The 18,629-nt window shown below is 47.8% G+C and carries 9 protein-coding genes and 1 pseudogene; 3 read left to right on the forward strand and 7 right to left on the reverse strand.

Annotated elements, in window-relative coordinates:
- The first annotated feature begins 601 nt into the window (after positions 1-601).
- Complete coding sequence (locus tag M0Q40_09280) at positions 602-1,477, forward strand: HNH endonuclease (GenBank protein MCK9222792.1); 876 nt, start codon at positions 602-604, stop codon at positions 1,475-1,477.
- A 136-nt stretch (positions 1,478-1,613) separates the two neighbouring features.
- Complete coding sequence (locus M0Q40_09285) at positions 1,614-1,796, forward strand: type II toxin-antitoxin system HicB family antitoxin (GenBank protein ID MCK9222793.1); 183 nt, start codon at positions 1,614-1,616, stop codon at positions 1,794-1,796.
- 682 nt (positions 1,797-2,478) lie between these two features.
- On the opposite strand, the gene M0Q40_09290 is transcribed toward M0Q40_09285, so the two are convergent.
- From M0Q40_09290 to M0Q40_09310, 5 genes are all read right to left on the reverse strand, one after another.
- Positions 2,479-7,299 (reverse strand): DEAD/DEAH box helicase, encoded by a 4,821-nt coding sequence (locus M0Q40_09290; protein ID MCK9222794.1) that lies wholly within the window; start codon positions 7,297-7,299, stop codon positions 2,479-2,481.
- Positions 7,296-11,237, reverse strand: a complete 3,942-nt coding sequence (locus M0Q40_09295) for a hypothetical protein (protein ID MCK9222795.1) — start codon at positions 11,235-11,237, stop codon at positions 7,296-7,298. Before M0Q40_09295 ends, M0Q40_09290 begins: the two co-directional genes overlap by 4 nt.
- Positions 11,238-11,559: 322 nt before the next feature.
- On the reverse strand, positions 11,560-12,807 hold the full coding sequence (locus M0Q40_09300; protein ID MCK9222796.1) for an HD domain-containing protein: 1,248 nt from the start codon (positions 12,805-12,807) through the stop codon (positions 11,560-11,562).
- A gap of 734 nt (positions 12,808-13,541) precedes the next feature.
- The gene (locus M0Q40_09305; GenBank protein MCK9222797.1) at positions 13,542-14,774 is read right to left on the reverse strand and encodes a metallopeptidase TldD-related protein; all 1,233 of its coding nucleotides are present in this window, start codon (positions 14,772-14,774) and stop codon (positions 13,542-13,544) included.
- A gap of 12 nt (positions 14,775-14,786) precedes the next feature.
- Positions 14,787-16,121, reverse strand: a complete 1,335-nt coding sequence (locus M0Q40_09310) for a TldD/PmbA family protein (GenBank protein ID MCK9222798.1) — start codon at positions 16,119-16,121, stop codon at positions 14,787-14,789.
- 114 nt (positions 16,122-16,235) lie between these two features.
- Between M0Q40_09310 and M0Q40_09315 the strand changes: the two are divergent.
- Positions 16,236-16,364: pseudogene (locus M0Q40_09315) on the forward strand (IS110 family transposase).
- Between the two features lie 25 nt (positions 16,365-16,389).
- Here the strand turns inward: M0Q40_09315 and M0Q40_09320 are convergent.
- Positions 16,390-16,752: a DDE-type integrase/transposase/recombinase gene (locus M0Q40_09320; protein ID MCK9222799.1), complete on the reverse strand. Its 363-nt coding sequence runs from the start codon at positions 16,750-16,752 to the stop codon at positions 16,390-16,392.
- A gap of 332 nt (positions 16,753-17,084) precedes the next feature.
- Positions 17,085-18,503 carry a TIGR02710 family CRISPR-associated CARF protein gene (locus tag M0Q40_09325; protein MCK9222800.1) on the reverse strand — a complete coding sequence of 473 codons (1,419 nt, stop codon included), beginning with the start codon at positions 18,501-18,503 and terminating at the stop codon, positions 17,085-17,087.
- Between the last annotated feature and the right edge of the window lie 126 nt (positions 18,504-18,629).

Below are 18,629 nucleotides of genomic sequence, written 5' to 3' on the forward strand. Positions count from 1 at the left end.
AATTTTTTATAACTGCATTGGCGCTATCGATTTACCAAAATAAACGAAAAAACGGCATAGCCTAATATCAACGACTATGCCGAATTTTTCAGGAATTATAAATCCCTATCTGACCGCCCCTAAGAGGTGATGCGTTTGTTTGATACTCTTCCACCCCCTATATTCCAAAATAGTGTGCAATCAACTAGGCTGAGGAGTTGTTCAACAGTGCCGGGCACCGTTTATGTCACGGTAAGCGCAAATAGGATAATTCAGGATGTCTAAAACGTCCTGTCCACTCCGATATGCCCAAAGGCATACAAGACGCTAACTAACCTATTGAAGTATTCTGAAACATACTAGGCACACATAGACTACGAAAGGTTCAGAAAATGGACCTGTCTATTAGCAGTAGCATTGTGGAAAGTGCCTCTAAGTAGCTAATACAGTAAGGTTTTGCAGCGTATGCATGTGGGCTTCTCTTGCGTTTAGACTGGGCAAACAAAAGGCTGAACAACCAACGTCTTCCAATCGCTAAATACGCCCGATGGTTTCGGCAACTCGGTTCGGTAGCGCTGGTACGCGAAATCCCTATCCAAATACCCAATAGGAGGCTGCACCGATGGCTCATGACTTGATAACGCTTGCACACAGAGTTGAAAAGATCCTTCCTGATCCGCTTGTTCGTGCCACTCAGCTTGAAGCACTGGCGGATTCGCTGACCTACGCCCAAGCTCGGAATTCAGCAATATGGCTGGTGCATGTACGTTCGGATCGTATCCGCCTTTTTACCGGGCGCCTCATCGTCCTGACGCTTATGGATCGCGATCTCTGGGTAACCACCGATGCGTCGGAAAATGAAGATAGCCTGTCAGGCCTGCGCTCCTGGGCGTGGGATACCCAATCGTATCCGAGATACAAACGTCCTCCCTCCAGAAACGGATTTTACAATCCTAGACTCGACCGAGAACGCGACTGGTTGGCAATTCAAACGGCGCACTTCAGCTATCTTGATCATGTGTTAGCCCGATATCACACGGTCGATCCCCGAAGCGTTGCTCGGCATGAACCCCTCATCACGGAATACTTGAGCATCGTTCTGGGACGACCAATGCCCGGAATGGAGTCGCCACTGGTTTCCGAACCCATGTCAGACGCCGCAGGTTTCCGGGAGGGCTCGACCACCCGCGTACCGGTAAACAGGTTTGAGCGGAATCACCGGGCGCGTGAGGAGTGCTTGCGCCACCACGGCCACAATTGTATAGCATGCGGGATGTCCTTTTATGAACGCTATGGCCCCGAGATGGATGGCTTCATTCATGTCCATCACCTTATTCCCCTTTCCGAGATTCGCCAGGGATACTACGTTGACCCTATACGCGACCTCGTACCTGTCTGCCCCAACTGCCACGCAGCATTGCACGCAGAAGGTGGAGCCGTACGCAGCATTGAGGAAGTCCGCAAAATGCTAAAACATCAGCAGAAGAAGTGCCTATAGGCGTGCTCAGGTCCAGGTATCTCCACCTACACCTGAGTACACCACCGACATAGGAATTTGTCTGGTCTATTCTGGTCATTTGGAGAGAGGTCATCCGGGCTGTGGGGATGTTAAACACGAAAGGAGACATGCTTATATGCGTACGTTAACTCATTTGGCTGTGTTCGAACCGACAGAGACAGGATATAGCGTTGACTTTCCGTATCTGCCTGAACGCGTAAGTGTCGGTACAGATCTGCAAGACGCGCAAAAGCAGGCAACCGATGCCCTCAGCCTACACATTTACGGTATGGAAAAAGATGGTGAGTCACCCCGCTAAGCATAGGCTTACCAGTCTCTGTGTTTTGAACATTGTCCCGAAGCGAACTTGACAACCATGCGGTCAAAACAAACGGATACACCTGCAGAAGCCGCTTAAACAGACTACGTAGAACGTACTGATGGAGACTTTGAAACATGCAATGAGACTGAGCTTTGTGGATACTATCTATATGCCTCAGGTGCGGGAGTACTTTAAGGCTCAAGGATAAGTTCCTTGGACAACCTTTTAAAGGACATTTACCAACGTTAGAGGAAATCCTTTGGTTGATAAAACAAAGACAGGCGATTTACGGGGTCTATACTTTCTTAGCATCGTCTGTATATCAGAATTGGATAGCGGGTAACGCTGCCGGTAGTTTCCGCTAGTGAACCGGCAATCATAGATAAGTGGCAGACTCATTTGAGTTAGTGGGTCATCCTCTTTAAACTGCCTTATCTGACTTGCTTGGGCAGCGTGGAGTAACATAGATGTAGTGTCATCTCATATTGAATGAGTAGGCAGACAACCTCTAGGTACAACCCACCAACTCGTATCTTCTAGCTTATACCTGTTATGGGGGCATCCCCTGAAATGATGTCTGTCGGATAGGCCATCCTTGCGTTTGTCATCCTGTAGGCTCCGTTCATGGATTTATGAAACTCTTCTCTATCATTCGAACACCTAATCCGAGAGGATATCACTACTCACGGCCAAGCAGCTCTCCAAGGAAAGTCTTCGCCACACCTCGATTAAGCACATCATGGTAAAACTGATTCGAATAATTACGCAGACAGCAGTAACAACTACTATCGCAGTCACAAGCATCCATCCTTCGGTAAGCCGCCTCGAGAACTTTTGTCAGTTTCGAGGGCTTCCCTAGTTGCTGCACATGCCCAACACCGCCGGCCACAGCATCAAACAAGACAAGGCTGGTGGGTAATCCTGGGGAACTTCCCCACTGGATGCAACCGTCGATTTCACTACGATGAACCTCCAGTGCCAAGCAAGCCCCCTCGATGAGGGCATATAATAGGGAATACCAAAACTCGGCGGTATCCGGGGTAGCAAGTCCAAATTCGATTCGAGCAATGTCGCTCCTAAACTCATACCCTAAAGCAACCCATTCCAGTCTCCTTCTGCAATCCCGGCCGTAGGGAGTTTTATGAGTTCCGACAGGTTGTCTTGAACCTCCGATCGCTGCGTAACCACAAGATGGACAAAGCAAGTAACCTCTTCCGCCGGCATTGTTCACCACTGCTAACTTTCCTTGTTTGGAGGTAAGCACCTGTACCATCCCATTCACCATAGAGTTCTCAATGGTCTCAGCATTAGTCTCAATCCCTGAAAAAGACACTCGTCCAGCATAGACCCGTTTCAGATTACGGCTTCCGGCTTCGGCAGGTTCCTTTGGATCTGCAAGGAACCCAAACTCTGGCACCACAAAGACCACACACTTGACCGTGTTACCACAGGTATCACATTTTACTTCTCTACTTCCGTCACCCGTATCTAGTTCGGTGACATAGTTCCTACAAAGCTTACACTCACCATAAAGATACCGCAGCCAGCGTCGTTGAGGATAAACCTGGAGGTACCGACTTGTCCATACCTTTCCCCCGGCCACTACTTCGCTGTCCGGAGCGTATTCCGACACGGCCATTCTTAGGCTACGCTCCAGCTCAATATCCGAATTAGCAGAGGCATTTGATTTCAGGTCTAGATTAACCACATCGACGGGAAAGCCATATCTTGGTAGCACATTCCTACTAGCGAGGAAGTTAATCAATGGTCGTCTTTTGATGGTATTCATCAAATAAACCACTTGAGCCGTACTTATATATTTTTTCGCCAGTTCATCGTTTCGGGCCTCTAGCCTTCTTAGATCGTCTTCCACTTCGTACCGTGCACAGGTTAAAGGACCAGGCTCCAGAGCATCAAGGGGTGCTAGTAGCCTCTTTACCCATTGCCAAGAGTCAACCCCTAACTGTTCCTTGAGACCATCTGGTACTACATGGTTAATCCGTTGCTGCACGATTGACGGTTTTAGTGCTAAGTATTCCATTAATATATCGACACCGGCTCCTCCCCCGTTATCCTCGAAGAAGCCTCCTACATTACCAACATATTCCGGATAATTTCGCCAGAACTCTGCCAAGGCGACGGCATAGACATGTCTAAGTACGATCTTTTCGTTACGCAGATCAAAATGAGGTGGTGTAATGTGTCCTTTGATCATTAAATCGGGATTCCAGTAATGAAAGGAGTCATGAGGACGATCCTGGGCATAGGAAACAACCATGGCCGCGGTGCCGGCACGTCGACCGGCTCGCCCCGCTCGTTGTACATAATTTGCCGGCGACGGTGGTACGTTTTTCATGAGTACGGCCTCTAGATCACCTAGATCAACACCAAGCTCAAAGGTGGTAGAACAGCTGAGGATATTAATGAGTCCCTTCTGAAAATCTGTCTGAAAGGAACTAGCAGCATCCGGGGTTAATTGTGCAGTGTGTTCCTTAGCATTCATCTTCTTCGGTAGGTTCGGAGCAACGTAAAGACGCACATAGTGATTTCTGGCTAAACGTTCCGAAATATCCACCGGACTAAGCGTTCCCTGACACCGGTATTTGGGACAAACCCCGCGGATATTGTGCAATGTAAGACTGCCGCATTGATCACAAATATGCCAAACTGGGAACTGGTGGCTATCATATGCAAGTACGTGCCATTTTTCAGCCACTAGCTGGTAACTAATAATCCCCTGCTGGTTTTGCGGATTGTATGTCGCAAAATACTTAGACCAGGGCTTATCGGGCAAATGGGGAGCAAACTCCCATTTCCACATTTGTTCTAGGATCTGCCATATGTGCTCTTTTTCGTTCCCGGTATAACCTAGACGGTGCATAAGCCTTTTGAGGTAATCCGCTCGGCCGTTGGAACCTGCTTGGGGCATCCAACCCATAATCCCCTGTTTAGAGCCAGGTGTCAAGCGAATCGATTTGGTCAAATTGCCCGGTGCAAGCGCCTCATGTTTTAAGTCCAATCCTTCCCTAGGTAAACAGACCGCGCCACTCCTGCGTAACGTGCCGAGAAGGATATTAATTAGATCCCAGACCTCATCATCTGTTAAACCCAAACTACGCTCATAAAAACGAGCAGTCCGCCACCTAGGCGGACGCTCCAATACAAATCCCAAAAGTCCTAACGTTTCTAGTCCATGACGACCCGGTCTGGTAAACTCATTTAAAACCCACGCCTGTGCGTCAATGTTAATATCTCGAGCACTTTTCTCGAAGACTGGTCTGGCCATCTGGCTAGCCCTTCTCCATAGATCGGATACACTTAAAGGTAGTTCCGGCTGCTCGTTAATGGCCTCACGGGCCGCTGTTAAAATCAGGTTGCGCCACAGTACACGTTCGTAGGAATCCTGCATATAGGGGGCAAAATAGGCGGCATCCTGGCGGCTATCCGAAAACACCAACAGCTTCTTACCGGGCTCCTCTACTTCTGGTATGTAATTGTCCCAATCATCATCAAAGTCTGGCATCGTGGGTACATCCGCCTTCTGCGATGTACCATCATTCACATGTAGTTCCTGGTACAAGGCGGTGGCAATAACACTAGCAGCGGCCTCCGAGGATGTGGACACCCGTCGAACGATACCATGTTTTGTAGCACTGGCACCACACATAGCACAACGGGTGACTTGGGCCTTGGTTTGAATAAGTACGATCTGTTTTACCCCGCAACTACAGTCAGGTTCAACTCCTTCTTCATTCCGGAGCTTCCCACAGACCGGACAGAGCATATAAGCTTGGGTGTCTGGATCCAAAGCATAAATCCCTTCATCTTCGTTGGCCTCAAGCCTCCCCCATTCTTCTATGTTACAGACAGCGTAGTATTGCAGACTTGACTCGTCGGTCGCCACTGGAGATAAACATCGTCCGAGCCCATCTTCCGCTTCATCTGTCGCTCCTTGAATATACGGGGTACCACAATTGGAGCAAACCCCGATCTCGTAAGCGGGAGCGGCTCCCCCGGCATAAGGCACGGTAGTGGTCCGTACTAAATGAAGTCTAGGTTCAGGGACAAAGGACAACCATGCACCATTCAAGGCTCGAAGCATCAGATGATAGCGAGCGGGCAATAACGGATTGCTATCCTCAGTAGGTCGTGCCCGTACAGCCAAGTCTACTAAGGAGACAATTGTAGTTTCGGCCTCCGTAAGGCTTAGCTGCTGTTCAAACATACACTCGGCAAGTTCCACGATGGTTATGGGATTATCTTCCAAGATCTCCTGCATGCGAACCATGTTTTCATCACCCTGTAGGACCGCATACAGAAAAGCATCCAAAGAAGAGCCGGCCCTCTTTTTTGCCTCCACTAGTACTGAAACTGGTACACCGGCTAATTTACCAGCTTCAATAAGTCGATCGAGCAGCGCCTCTTCGGTTTCATCCTTTAGTAATGTCACCCATTCTGCGTAGAGGCTTCGCTCTGGTTTACCCCACACCACGCCGTAATTCACAGATTGCCGGGTCGCCACCACTAAATCCTGCCTATTGTTATCCCCAGGCACATATACGAAGTCTTCACTAAAAAGTTGCGAGGCGAACTCCATAATCCCCTGAGCATCATCGATGCCCCTGCCCAAAGTAGCGCTAGTGGCCACACATTGTAGTCTCTGAGTATCATCTTTGCGGACCCGGTCCTTAACGCGGCGTAAAAGCATTGCCGTCTCAATTCCTTTTATGCCCGAGTAAGTATGGGCTTCATCAAGAACGATAAATCGCCACCGATTAGCGTCTGGTCCATCGAAGAAGACATTGTCTGCTGGCCGTAACAACAGATACTCCAGCATAGCGTAGTTGGTAATCAAAATATGGGGTGGGCTCTGTTGCATCTGCTCCCGGGAGATCATTTCATTAGGAAGTGGATCACGCTGAAACATACTCCTATAAGACTCCAGGGCATCTTTCTCCCGATGCTTGGTTTCACCTGTATAGCGGCCAAAGGTGATAAACTCAAAGGATTCAAACATGGAATGCAGTCTATTTACTTGATCATTGGCCAAGGCGTTCATCGGATAAAGAAGCAAAGCCCTGATGCCGGGAGTAAGGGTACCAGCTTCATACTCACGGAAAAGGTAATTACAAATGGGAATCATAAAGCATTCCGTCTTTCCACTACCGGTCCCCGTAGCTACTACCAAATTGCGTTCCCCTAGGATCATCTTACGGATGGCCTCTTCTTGGTGCTGGTACAATCTCATCGACATTTTGTCCGAACACCTAGCAAATAATGGTGATAAAATTCCTTCCTCGACCAGCTCCGCAATGGTATATGTAGTCTTAAATGGCGGTGTTGCCTGTACAAAGGGGCCACTTACGAAATTGCCTCCTTGCCGAAGGGCCTCCTGAAACTGACGATGCAACCGGGCATCAGCGAATTCAAAAGAAGTCCCCAAGTAGCCGTAATACGCCTCCGCAATGGCGTTGCTTGTTCGAATTGGATGTAGGCTCATTGTTCACAAACCTTCCCTGCTCTGATGTTTGAAATTAGATGATGTACTAAGTCCTGGTAGGCTCCGATCAAGACTCCCCCTAAACGAGTAGCATCTTTTAGCTCCTGATCGCATATGGGAAGTGGCCGGAAACTGCTATCAGCGATGATGGTTAGGTAATCAGCTGTTCCTTCGCTCTGGTGAGTTGTCGCTTCAATTAGTTCGTCTAGATCGTATTCCATGATCAAACGCACCCGTAGATGCCCCCGACAATTTTCAAAGGATTTACATTTGGGGTAATGGATCTCGTGCCAAACGGACTGTTCGATCACCTGTCTAGGATGAGGGCAATTCGGATTGGCGCACTTCCCAAGACGCTCCTTAAAAACGAGGTCAAATTCCTGATCATCATGGGGATTGACCTCTAACTTCACCACTCCCGCAAGCTCCGGCACGTCCAGGGGAAAAGTCTCTTGTTTTTCTTGTGGCGCTGCCAATGTCTTCAGAATCTCTTTAGACTTCTTGGGTGTCACCGAAATAGGTTGACCTATCTCCCGAGTAATCCATAGGCGCCACCCTTGATCAAGGGTGTTCAAAAGATCATACCAATAGGCCGCTTCAGCACGACTAATCGACTTTGCGGAAGCGAGACTTCTCCCTACAGTAATAAATCGGTACACTTCATAATCCAAAGAGTAGACACCAACGATACTAACATCACCATTGCAGTTATCGATAGCAAACTCGAACTGACCTCGTTCATTCCTGCTAAGATTAAACTCCTCCAAGTGGGGCCGTATTCCGTCACGTAAAACTACGCCCTTTACGCTTAGAAGTCCTTCGGGAGAAACCACAACTGTGCCAGTTAGCCTGTTGCCTTCTCTATGGACCTCAAACCCCCTAATCTGGTATCTTCCATCAGATACATAAATTAGCGAGCCCCGATCACTCGGATGCCAAAGTGCTTCACTTTCTTCCATCAGGCTTAGGTAATAAGGACCGGGTTGGATTCCTTCATCCTCCAACACACATTGGTTCGCTCCCGCCTCAATCGTCGATCCATAGCTTCGCTTTGCATCGTTCCAAGCTGGTTGTAAGGTGACAAGCATCCGGCTATGGGGTGCAAGGCCAACCCAACTTAATACCAACTGCCGGTTATCCACCAACGTGGCACTTAGTTCCTGAGGTACCCATTTCGCGTACAAAGTTGCTACTTGAATGGGCGGTACCGCCGGGGTTAAGTCATGATCATAAAGCATCACATATAGCGGTAGGCTCGGACCATGCTGTCTGACGAGCTCAGGAAGATTACTCAGATCAAAATCATATACCAGTTCACCCGCATCTACAGACCTGGTGAAAACTTCGGTTGACCCTACCTTTAGAACAATGCGGCCGATGAACGAAGAGGTAATCATTACCGCCAAGCATTCATACTCGTCGTCTTCAATCTGATCGATCCAAATGCTTTCCGGGGATGTAGTCCACCGTTTTCGATCCAGGGTTCCTCTAAAATTCCACTGGACAATCGGAAGCTCAATAGAAATGGGTAGAGCAGTGTTTTGATAACTTAACTCGCCATAGATGATGAGCCGACTCAGATCTAACCCAAGCTCAACAACATCCTCATACGCTCCAATCACCGTTGCACCCCGATTGACCGTCAACTGCCAACCCGAAGGAACAATGACATCGACTGGTGCCACTGCGTTTTCCTCCGGAAGAAACACCGAAGCTGCATAATCCAGTAGAAAACCTGGTAGGTTAATCAGGGTGAGTTCTCTATCTAACCCGAGTGCATCCACCCAAGAAAACGTAATTTTGAAGGGGCTCTCTAGGGAAGTATCCATAAGGTCCATCAGCAGGTTCAGGTTTGTCCAACGATCATCTTGGGTGACCATTTCGAGCAATTCGGTCATATCCCATTCCACTCGTCGGTTCTCAGTTAGCATGTCCACAACAAGGCAAAGTTGATTAAACACGGGCCTTGGTCCTTCATCACGCTCCTCGGTCAGAAAGCGTAGTTGTGGCAACTCTCCAGCATAGATTGGACATCCTCGACTATAGGCTCCGTGCACCCTTTGACCCTCATGCAGATCTATTTCCTCATCCAGAAGTTCTGCCTTAACCCGGTAGGTCATCAAAGCGGTACCCAACCTCACCTGCAGCTCGAGATTCTCACACTCCCGCAGATCCAATGTAAGCAGATGAAAGCCCGCCTCAACAGAGAACTCCTTTTCGCTTCTAATCGTTGTTTCCGGCAACACCTGAGCACCCTGAGCAACTAACATTAAGACATGGGGATAACGCAGCAGATCGCGGTTAATCGGCCGACCGGAAAGAGAGAAAACGGCACAGAGCTCACAGTTATCGAGGCTCTGTACTAAAGATGATGCTAACACATCTCCGCCGTAATCAATTTCCAGCTGAAATGGTCCACCAACTTCAGGTAGAGTTAGTTCCGCAGGTTGGACCCTAATCCCATCATGTATTCTACTAGCATCTAGAATAACTCGGTCTACAGTAGTACCGTCCTTGTCCTTCAACAGGGCATACAACCAAGCCTGCCGGTCAAAATCGCCTAGGAATTCTTGTTCTTTGATCCGCAGGATGAGGGCGTTCTTTTCGATATCAAGCCAGGTCTCGTGCCGCATGCTAGAGGCCCTCTGGCGGCTTCGTCTCTTGCGGTCAGTCAGCACAGGACTACTGCCAACACTGACCTCCCGGTGGCCTGCTCGTTCCAAGGCATTCAACAATCTGCTAGGAGCAACCTCTTGTCGTTCTAGAGAAAGACCGGAAGGGGCACCAAGCCACTCGGCGGTAATGATCACCCATTGCGCAGCCCAACTACCTCCATATTCGAGGAAATCTATTATAGGCTCTGGTATCTTCCACTGACTTTCTCGCCAGTAGGGATCTCGTAGCCTAGCCCTATGGCGTTCCAGTACAGCACGGGGGGTTACCAAACCATACTGAACAAAATTACAATATACCAGGTTAATGAACTGATTCATATAGCAATTGGGAATACCTGCGTGAAACAACAGCTGAGAAACAAAAAGATTTTGCCGTTGTGCTTGACATATGGCGAGGTCATAGCATTCCTGACAGATCCTTATGGACTCTCTAAGCTCATACACAACTTGCTTATCATGACCAAGCCGCTCCGCGATTAGTGGCCAAACTTCCCCGTCTTTGTACTCATCAGCGGCTAGATGAACCAACACATACGCTACCGCGCACGGATAGACTTTAGCTAAGTCTTTTGCCTGCCTTGATGTATTATGAGCTTCCTCAAGCTCTATGGATAGTAGCGTAATTAGTTCTTCTAAGTGGACTTCATCCAGTTCGATGCATCCTATGAACTTGACGTGCGGTAAAATCTCTTGGAGGGAGAACTCATAATCGGCGATACTAGCATGGGAGGAAACTTCAAGTCTTAAAGGCTTAAGAAGGATGGGTTCGTAATAGGCTTCCTCAACTTCGTAATACTTGCTTGACTTATTTTCAAGAGGTACAACCTCCGACGGGGAATCCAACACCCTATCTCGCAGTTCTGACTGCCATCTACGTGCCGTTTTCCGAAAAACGTTAGCTAGATATATGGGGGTAACGGAAGCTGGAAATACTTGCGAAGAGCGCTTGTTGGGGTCATCCGGTGGGGGAACCTGCATAACTACGTATTCCACTGAGCGGAATCGGCAACTGCCACCCTTCATCCGATATCTGGCCATGACCACTACCTTCTGCCCTTCTGCCCATCGGGGGCTGGCGGTAAAGCCTATCAGGCAGTTTTCCCTAGATACTCTTTGGTCATGTTTGTCTATGAAGGTGAAATGCCAATCCGCGAAGAATGCATCATTTCTAATTCTCTTACATGCTTTAGCTAAGGTTCGGGCAGGTTTAGATAACCGTCGATGCAATCTGCGGACTTCTAGCGACTGGATAACCTGGTCCATCCCCTGATCACCCTTCAGAGTATTCTTATGCCAATATATGGTTATTCGTCATAACGTAATGCGATTCCTGCAAAATCTCGTATTTAACACTATTAATTACGATAATGATCTATATAATTGGTGTGTCCGAACCTGTTATGCGGGTGCTCAGTAAGCTTCTTGTTCTCTCGAAGGTGAAAGCAAACTAGGAAATTCCTGTCAAACCTATTTGGCCGGTGTAGAAGTCATGAGTCCAAATGTCCCTCTAGTATCACTATCTGCACATTCCCAACGTCCATAGCCAACAACAAGAGGCAGAACCAACTGATTGGTTATGCGTGTTTTAGAACGTAGTTAGCTCTTCAAAAATCTTAATTGCATACAGATCTGTCATACCTGAAACGAAAGCCACGACCGTGCGGACATAGGCGTGTTGGTCTAGAATATCATCTATAATTCGGTTTCTCGACCTAGCGGCAATGCGTTCCAGTTTACCGTCAAGAACAGGGTTTCTCCGCATGGTGGAGTACCTCACTAGCCATTGCGCAAAGCTATCTGCCAACTTTGGATACACTGTCGCGGATTGCAGAACCCGGTTAAGGGTGTTCCTGCCATCGTAGTATCCCATTAAGGTATCGTAGATCGAATTAATAATCAGATCAGCATACTTGTTGTAAATTGATATTCTCTTATGCGCATATATATTCTGGTTGCTGAAGTCCCTTATTCTCGCCATCAACTTGGAGCCTTTTTTCGATAATTGAATACCCGAATTGGGGCAACTGTGGTCACATAAGTCCACCATGAGTACATGCATCAGGAACGTGTTCTTCATTTCTGGTGGTGTCTCACCAAGACACTCTCTCAAGATACAAGATAGCTCGTCCAGTTCCCCATCCGAGAGTATCCCCAAAAGCATAGCATCTTCTATGTCCCGGCCTAGATAGGAGATCTTATCGGCTACTTTTACAACACAGCCTTCCCAAGTATATGGTGCCACGGCATTCACATGTGTAATGGACCTTAGGTCAATGATTTCGTTTCTTGGTCTTATTGCAGTTTCATCGACTTCACCGCAATGTAGAACAATTCCGTCACGAACGGCATACGTGAGGTTTAGATTGCTTTCAAAACCTTCAGGATCTGGAATCGTTTCGTAGTCATCAACAAATACAAGCCCGTTCCGCTCATGCCAAAAATCATCCCCTGTGGCATCCTTCATTAATCTCGCTAGGACTTTTTCGCCGGTATGACCAAAGGGGGGATGGCCCAGGTCGTGGCCAGTTGCAATAGCTGTGGTCAACTCTGTATTTAGACCCAAGAACTTAGCGACTGTATAGCTAACTGAAGCAACATGGTTTACATGCTCAATCCGTGTACAGACATGGTCATTGGAAGTGGCAAAAAAGACTTGTGTCTTATGTTTCAATCTTCTATACGCCAAGCTGTGCAGGATCCTATTGTAGTCCCTCACAAACTCGCTTCGCATATCCCCTTCCCGGGCATATAGTTGTGACTCCCGCCTGATACAAGATTCCCATTTCGCATGCTCTTCTGTGATACCACATTTCTGGAACAAATTCCTGTTCATATTAGATGCCTCCCAAGTAACAACGTAATATGGAAGATGTTGACTAGTATTAACCTGTATTCGATGAAAGCAATCCATATTAGTATTTTGGAGTCACGCGATCCACGTTGCGGGCTGAGTAGAACTGTAATTCTAGCTACGGCATCGAGGAAATCTGTTAAGGTCACCGTGCCAAACCAAGGTGGACCTCAATGGCCCTAAGATATACTTCAAGATGCAGACCGAAAAATAGCGTCTGTTGCATATCTAGGTCATTTATTTGGGTATTGAACCGACAGAAATGGAATCTAGCGTTTATTTTTCGTTCTTCCCGGATGCGTAAGAGTGGGTTTAGATTCCAAGGACAAACAAAAGCACCGATGTCCTGAACTACACATACGGCATTTGCCTTATAAACCACCAGTCATGCTTCATGATCCTTTAACCTTGGCTCAACCGTGAGAGAATCAAATACAGCGGTTTTCCCTTGACGACTCCTGAGCACATCAGCTCTAATCACTGAACCGGCCAAGGGCCTTCTTGAAGACCCATATATTCCTTTTCGAGGCAACACAAAGACAGGCTACCTCTCCCTTATCCTAAGTTGCTAGCGTACCCTAGTTGGTAAAGCTACTCACCGCTTAGAAAACGTAAGCCGCTTCCCTGCGATTCTGCCGCCGTCGCTTCTCCTCATCTTAACATGGGCTTCCACCATCTGTTCAGCGCTATAATGATAAATGGGGCCATGGCGGCCCCTATTTCATAATAGTCATGTAATATCCTTGAAGCTGGGATGGAAAATCACCGAGGTAAAAGACAGTGTTGTCAAAGGTACCAATATAGTCTTCCCCGAGCATTTTGTATAGATGGGAACGCATGGTAAACTCTGGGAGCTTACCAATGATCTTCTCGCCGTCAAAAAGGAAACTGACCTGGACCGGGGCGGCAAAGCTGCCGTCTGGGGTGAACTCCCCGCCGGAACTGATCATCACCAGAATAGCTGGCTGCCCTGAAAGAGCACTCTTCAAGTCTTGGGAATCGGTCCTAAAATACAGAGGGGCTGTGGTCAGGGTGGGCATATCATCGTAGGCTCCTGAGGCAGAACCGGTGTGCGGCAGGTTGTAAAGCGAAGCATTTTTCTTATCTGTAAAGACCCCGACCAGCTTTCCGGTTTCAATCAGAGCGTAGCGATCCTCCGGCAAAACAACACCCTCCATGTCGAAGAAGGCCCCGGGATTGTGGCTGGGATTTCTGTTCTGCTCTACAGTAACCTTCTCGCTAAACAACTGCTCCCCCAGCTTGCCACTAAAAAGGGAGCTTCCGGTAGCAAACCGTTCACCGTTGAGGGATTTATTCAAAAAGTCCAAGAGATTATCCGGTGCCAACATGAACACAGGCAGGACTTCCCCTTCTGGCAAAGCCACAGGGTTACGGTATGCTTCCAGGTAGGAATGGTTAAAGGCCCAAAAGTCATCTAAGTCAAATTGACGACCGACACATATTAGGAAGCCATCAATTAGGTTGGCAGACTTCTTCTCCTTAAGGACCAGTTCTAAGGAGTAGTACGCATCTTTGTATTCCAGATCCAGTCCTTCACTATTACGCATCTGCATTAGTATCTCATCGGCGTAAATGGTCTGACTAAAGTCAAAATCCGCATACTCCTGGCGAAGCGTTTCTAGGACAGATTCTGTAATAGAGATGAGTTCCTCAGAACTCATGGGGTTATCATTGTAGTTGCGGTGGTCCTTCCTCTCCTTGGATAGAGCATAGGGGTAGGAAATACCGGTGCTCAGGTTTTGGATAGCGTCTTCCACCAGCACATCCTCAGACACTTGGCCAATTGCCCCAGATATGCCAATCGTCCCCTTTGCATAGACCCGGACACCCTTTCTGACGATGTCCTTCGTACGTATGGCATTGATCCGAGTATTTTGGATTCTCGCTGCAATCTCTTTTTCCCGAATGGTGATAAATTCTTGTTTCACTGCTCTCCCCCCTTACTGAACCTTGAGTTTTTTAACCCGGGTATACGGGCCGCCGAATCCAACGGGCAAGGGCCACTGTTCCATTTTGCCGCAGCCACCGCCTACGAAGCTCATTAGCTCAAACTCTTCGCTGACTGCATCTACTTCTGCCAAGGTGCCAAATACACTTCCGGTAACAACCGAGACCTTTACCGGCTTGGTGATTTGACCATTTTCGATTTTATATGCCCGGGCCGGAGCCAGAGTAAAGGTGGACATACCAGAACCATGTTTAATCGTATCCACGTAAATGCCATTTTCTATCTCCGCGATGATATCCTTAAGGGGTCTGTCCCCTTTTTCAATATAAGTGGTGGTCATGCGCACAATCGGCTCAAACTCGAAGTTCATGGCTCTAGCATTACCCGTAGGAGATTCCTCTAATAGAGCAGCTGTAGCTATACTGTGCAAGCGCCCTGTTAGGTTACCCTCGGTAATGAGATACGTCTTCTTACCCTTAGTACCCTCATCATCGTAGGGAACGTACCCATTACCAAGAACGGTACCATCATCAACAATGGTAAGCACATCCTGGCCGATCCTCTTGCCTAGGGCCCATTCGGCCTTCATGGTCTCATCCCCCACCATGAAGTCGGATTCGCTCTTGTGCCCAAAACTTTCATGGGTAAACACCCCGGTTGCTTCCGGACTGAGCAAAACAGGATACTCACCAGGGATCACAGATTCAGCTTCCCTAGTAAAAACAACACTCTTATCCAACTCGGTTTCAAAGAAGCTCTCCAGGTTCAGCAGCTCCTCAAAGGATACACCAGCCTTAGAAACACTTGCTTGGTTCTTATTCTCTTTGTAGGAGAGTTCCAGGTTAATACGAATACCTGCAGTCTGCTTATCAAAGATGACCGCAGTACCCTTGGATGTGTAGATGGACTTGATCGTCTTATTATCCACATAGAAGGATGAATGGTGCACGATTACCGGGTCTTTTATTAAGGCCAGATAACTCTCGAGCAATCTTCGTTTTTCCTCAACGGGTATGTCGGTTACTGAGTTTGTTCCATATTGCATGATAGTCGCTTGGTTTACTTCAAAGGCTTCGACAATAGGATGTTTGAGGATATCCGGCTTTGGAGTAGCCATCTTGGCCAAGGCATCAATTTGAGCCTGGATGCCATCAATATCCGTCGTGGAGCTATAGTACCAGCACTTACCGTCAAATACCCTGATGAATGCACCCTTGTTGTTACGTATCTTTTGTTGCTCAAGGGTCAGCTTCTTATAGCCGATTCTGGTATCAAAGGTCTCTTCGATGCGAACATCAACATACAATCCTTCAGGAAAATTATACATCCTACGCCTCCTCTCCGCATCTTGGTATTGCAGTATTCATCTTTAGTTATCGTCCTATGGTTTAATTATACACGACAAGTGTCCTCTCTGGTAGGACCGCGTACTACCTACCATGAGGCTGGTCCTTGCGGACACAGCTTGTACCGTCAGCTAACAAATATGGGCTTTAGTTGTATCGTGGTGGCCCCATCTCTCATTCCCCAAAAACCAGACCAAAGAGTCAAGACTGATCGAAAGGATGCCCGGTCTGACCCCCTAAATTCGGACATTATGCTACAATGGCTGTCCTTCTTATAGAATTGCTCACGAATGCTTGGTGATACTGTCGAGGGCTTTGGTAGTTGAGGCTACCATGTCTACGCCGTTCATTGTAGTAGCTCATATACTTGCTTACCTCAGTATAAGCGTAACTTCCAGAGCAAGAATAACTGGGCATAATCTTATCCAAAGCTTCGAGATAGATTACGGAAACATACTGAGAACCCCGATCGGATTGCCAAACTAAAGGTTGTGTGATCCGCCTTAACTCTTTGGCATCTTCGATACATTCAACGACCCATTTGGCTTCTAGCGTTTTGGAAAGACGCCAGGCAATAATCCTTCGTGAGAATAAGTCCATGATGCTTGTCAAATAGACAAATCCTTGCTGCTTAGTGTCCGTCATAACGGCAAAAGAATGCCACTTCCACTCCATAGCAGGGTCCAAGGACCCTTGGCCCGTGCACTACGCCCTGAACGCAGCTGCATCCTTTGAGCATAAACACATCTTTTACACGCTAAGAACCCTAGACAACCGAGGAAGCTACTTGGGTCTTATCCGGTTGACGTATGAGATATCCCTCCAATTAAGTTGCCTACACTGTTTAGAAGTAACACACATATAGGCTGGATCAATACCTGCCTTTGCTATATATATAAGCCTGATATCCCAAGACATCAACGAGTCTAAGTTAAGCTGATGTGTTAATCTAAGCAAGCAAAAGTAAGCCGGTCCAAGAACTCTGTAAATCCTAAAGCAAATGCAGCTTCTTCTTCTAGTTCCCACGCCTGATGAGCTATCGTGTAGGCCATTTTAGCTAGTCGCTCATAGTTGCGACGCTCGATCCTCTTAATCCCATGGGCTAGTATGCTTTGGTTGCGTTGGTCAACATTGGACCATAGGTCCTTTGGATTGATCCCTTGTAGGCTCGGATCCTCTAGCACCCGTAGTAGGACAGCCCCCTGCATCAGTCCAATGGGATGCGGCAAGGACGCCCCGCGATAAGACCCGATGGCCTCAACAAACGCGGCCTTAAACTTAGCAAACAGTTCTTCTGTCGTGATGCCAAGCTGGGCATAGTCCGGTTCTTTCGCGTCGATACCAAAGCAGGCCAACCGCCTTTGGATTGTCATTTCCAGCGTGCGGTACATCAATAACGATGCCATATCTAAACGACTTTGCTCTTCTCTGCGTCTGCCATTAGTCAAACAGGAACCAATCAATAACCAGGCGAGGTCCGGCTTGCTGATCGTCTCGTAGGCAGATTGTCGATCCAGTTCCTCTAAAGGGGCCAATAGAGAAGCTTGCTCACGGATTTTATCCTTGAGTGCTGGTAGCTGCCGATATGCCTCCATCAAAGTAACCGCCTTTACCAAATGGGAACGGGCCTTCTTGAAATCGAAGTCCTCCCATAGTTTGTAGGCTAGTGCTACTTCTTGGTAAATCTCGAAGACCTGTGGTTCAGGCACCCTAGAACGTACGGAAACGATCGCATCGATCGCCCCCGCATAGTCGTGTCGTTCACACTTCCGTTTGATTTCATCGAGTTCACGCTCTCCAAAAACCACCATGGGATCTTCTAAGCGGGCAACATACTCTGTTCCAGTAATAGGTCTCCGACCAGTTGGGTCATACTCGAGGTAATCAACATAAAGGATGTCTATTCCTGCCTGAGCTGCCGCCAAGGCTGCTCCAGCTGACATCAACTTCTTTCCACCGGTAATATCCATCGCGATTCGTCGCTCTCCCGTGGCATTATGAATGTCCCTAATAACTTGGTACACCTCAACCATAGTTGAAGAATCAACCGGGTAGGAGTTCCACCGGCTTGGTCTTAACCCTGTGGACTCCACAATTACATCTAGTTTCCTCCTTGACTCAGCAGTGACTAGAAAGCTTACTTCCTTTGGCCTGAGAACCGTGATCATTAGAATGACAGGTTCCGGAGAAAGACCCACACTGGTTATCAGGTGATCATATGTGGATTCTCCTTCCATCTCCTGCCATTTCCCTAGTGCGTGTTCGACAATAGTTGACAACAGATGTTCCACGTAGATTTTCGTCTTCTCGTCATCCTCAGCGCTTTTATAAGCTTCCACAAATTGTTCAAAGTCTTTGCGCATTGTCATCCCACCCCTTCTACATTAATTAGCCCCAATCTAGGCCCTTAGACTGTTGCCGAAGCTCTACAAAGTCCGACAGTATCACTGTAACCGGCGCAACAATGATCAAGATCGGGCTTCCCAGAG

The sequence above is a fragment of the Limnochordia bacterium genome (genome assembly GCA_023230925.1).
Lineage (GTDB): Bacteria > Bacillota > Limnochordia > DUMW01 > DUMW01 > JALNWK01.

Excerpts from the sequence above, each read along its gene's own strand:
- M0Q40_09280 (MCK9222792.1), top strand. The coding sequence starts at position 602 with ATGGCTCATGACTTGATAACGCTTGCACACAGAGTTGAAAAGATCCTT.
- M0Q40_09285 (MCK9222793.1), top strand. The coding sequence starts at position 1,614 with ATGCGTACGTTAACTCATTTGGCTGTGTTCGAACCGACAGAGACAGGA.
- M0Q40_09290 (MCK9222794.1), bottom strand. The coding sequence starts at position 7,299 with ATGAGCCTACATCCAATTCGAACAAGCAACGCCATTGCGGAGGCGTAT.
- M0Q40_09295 (MCK9222795.1), bottom strand. The coding sequence starts at position 11,237 with ATGGACCAGGTTATCCAGTCGCTAGAAGTCCGCAGATTGCATCGACGG.
- M0Q40_09300 (MCK9222796.1), bottom strand. The coding sequence starts at position 12,807 with ATGAACAGGAATTTGTTCCAGAAATGTGGTATCACAGAAGAGCATGCG.
- M0Q40_09310 (MCK9222798.1), bottom strand. The coding sequence starts at position 16,121 with ATGTATAATTTTCCTGAAGGATTGTATGTTGATGTTCGCATCGAAGAG.
- M0Q40_09325 (MCK9222800.1), bottom strand. The coding sequence starts at position 18,503 with ATGCGCAAAGACTTTGAACAATTTGTGGAAGCTTATAAAAGCGCTGAG.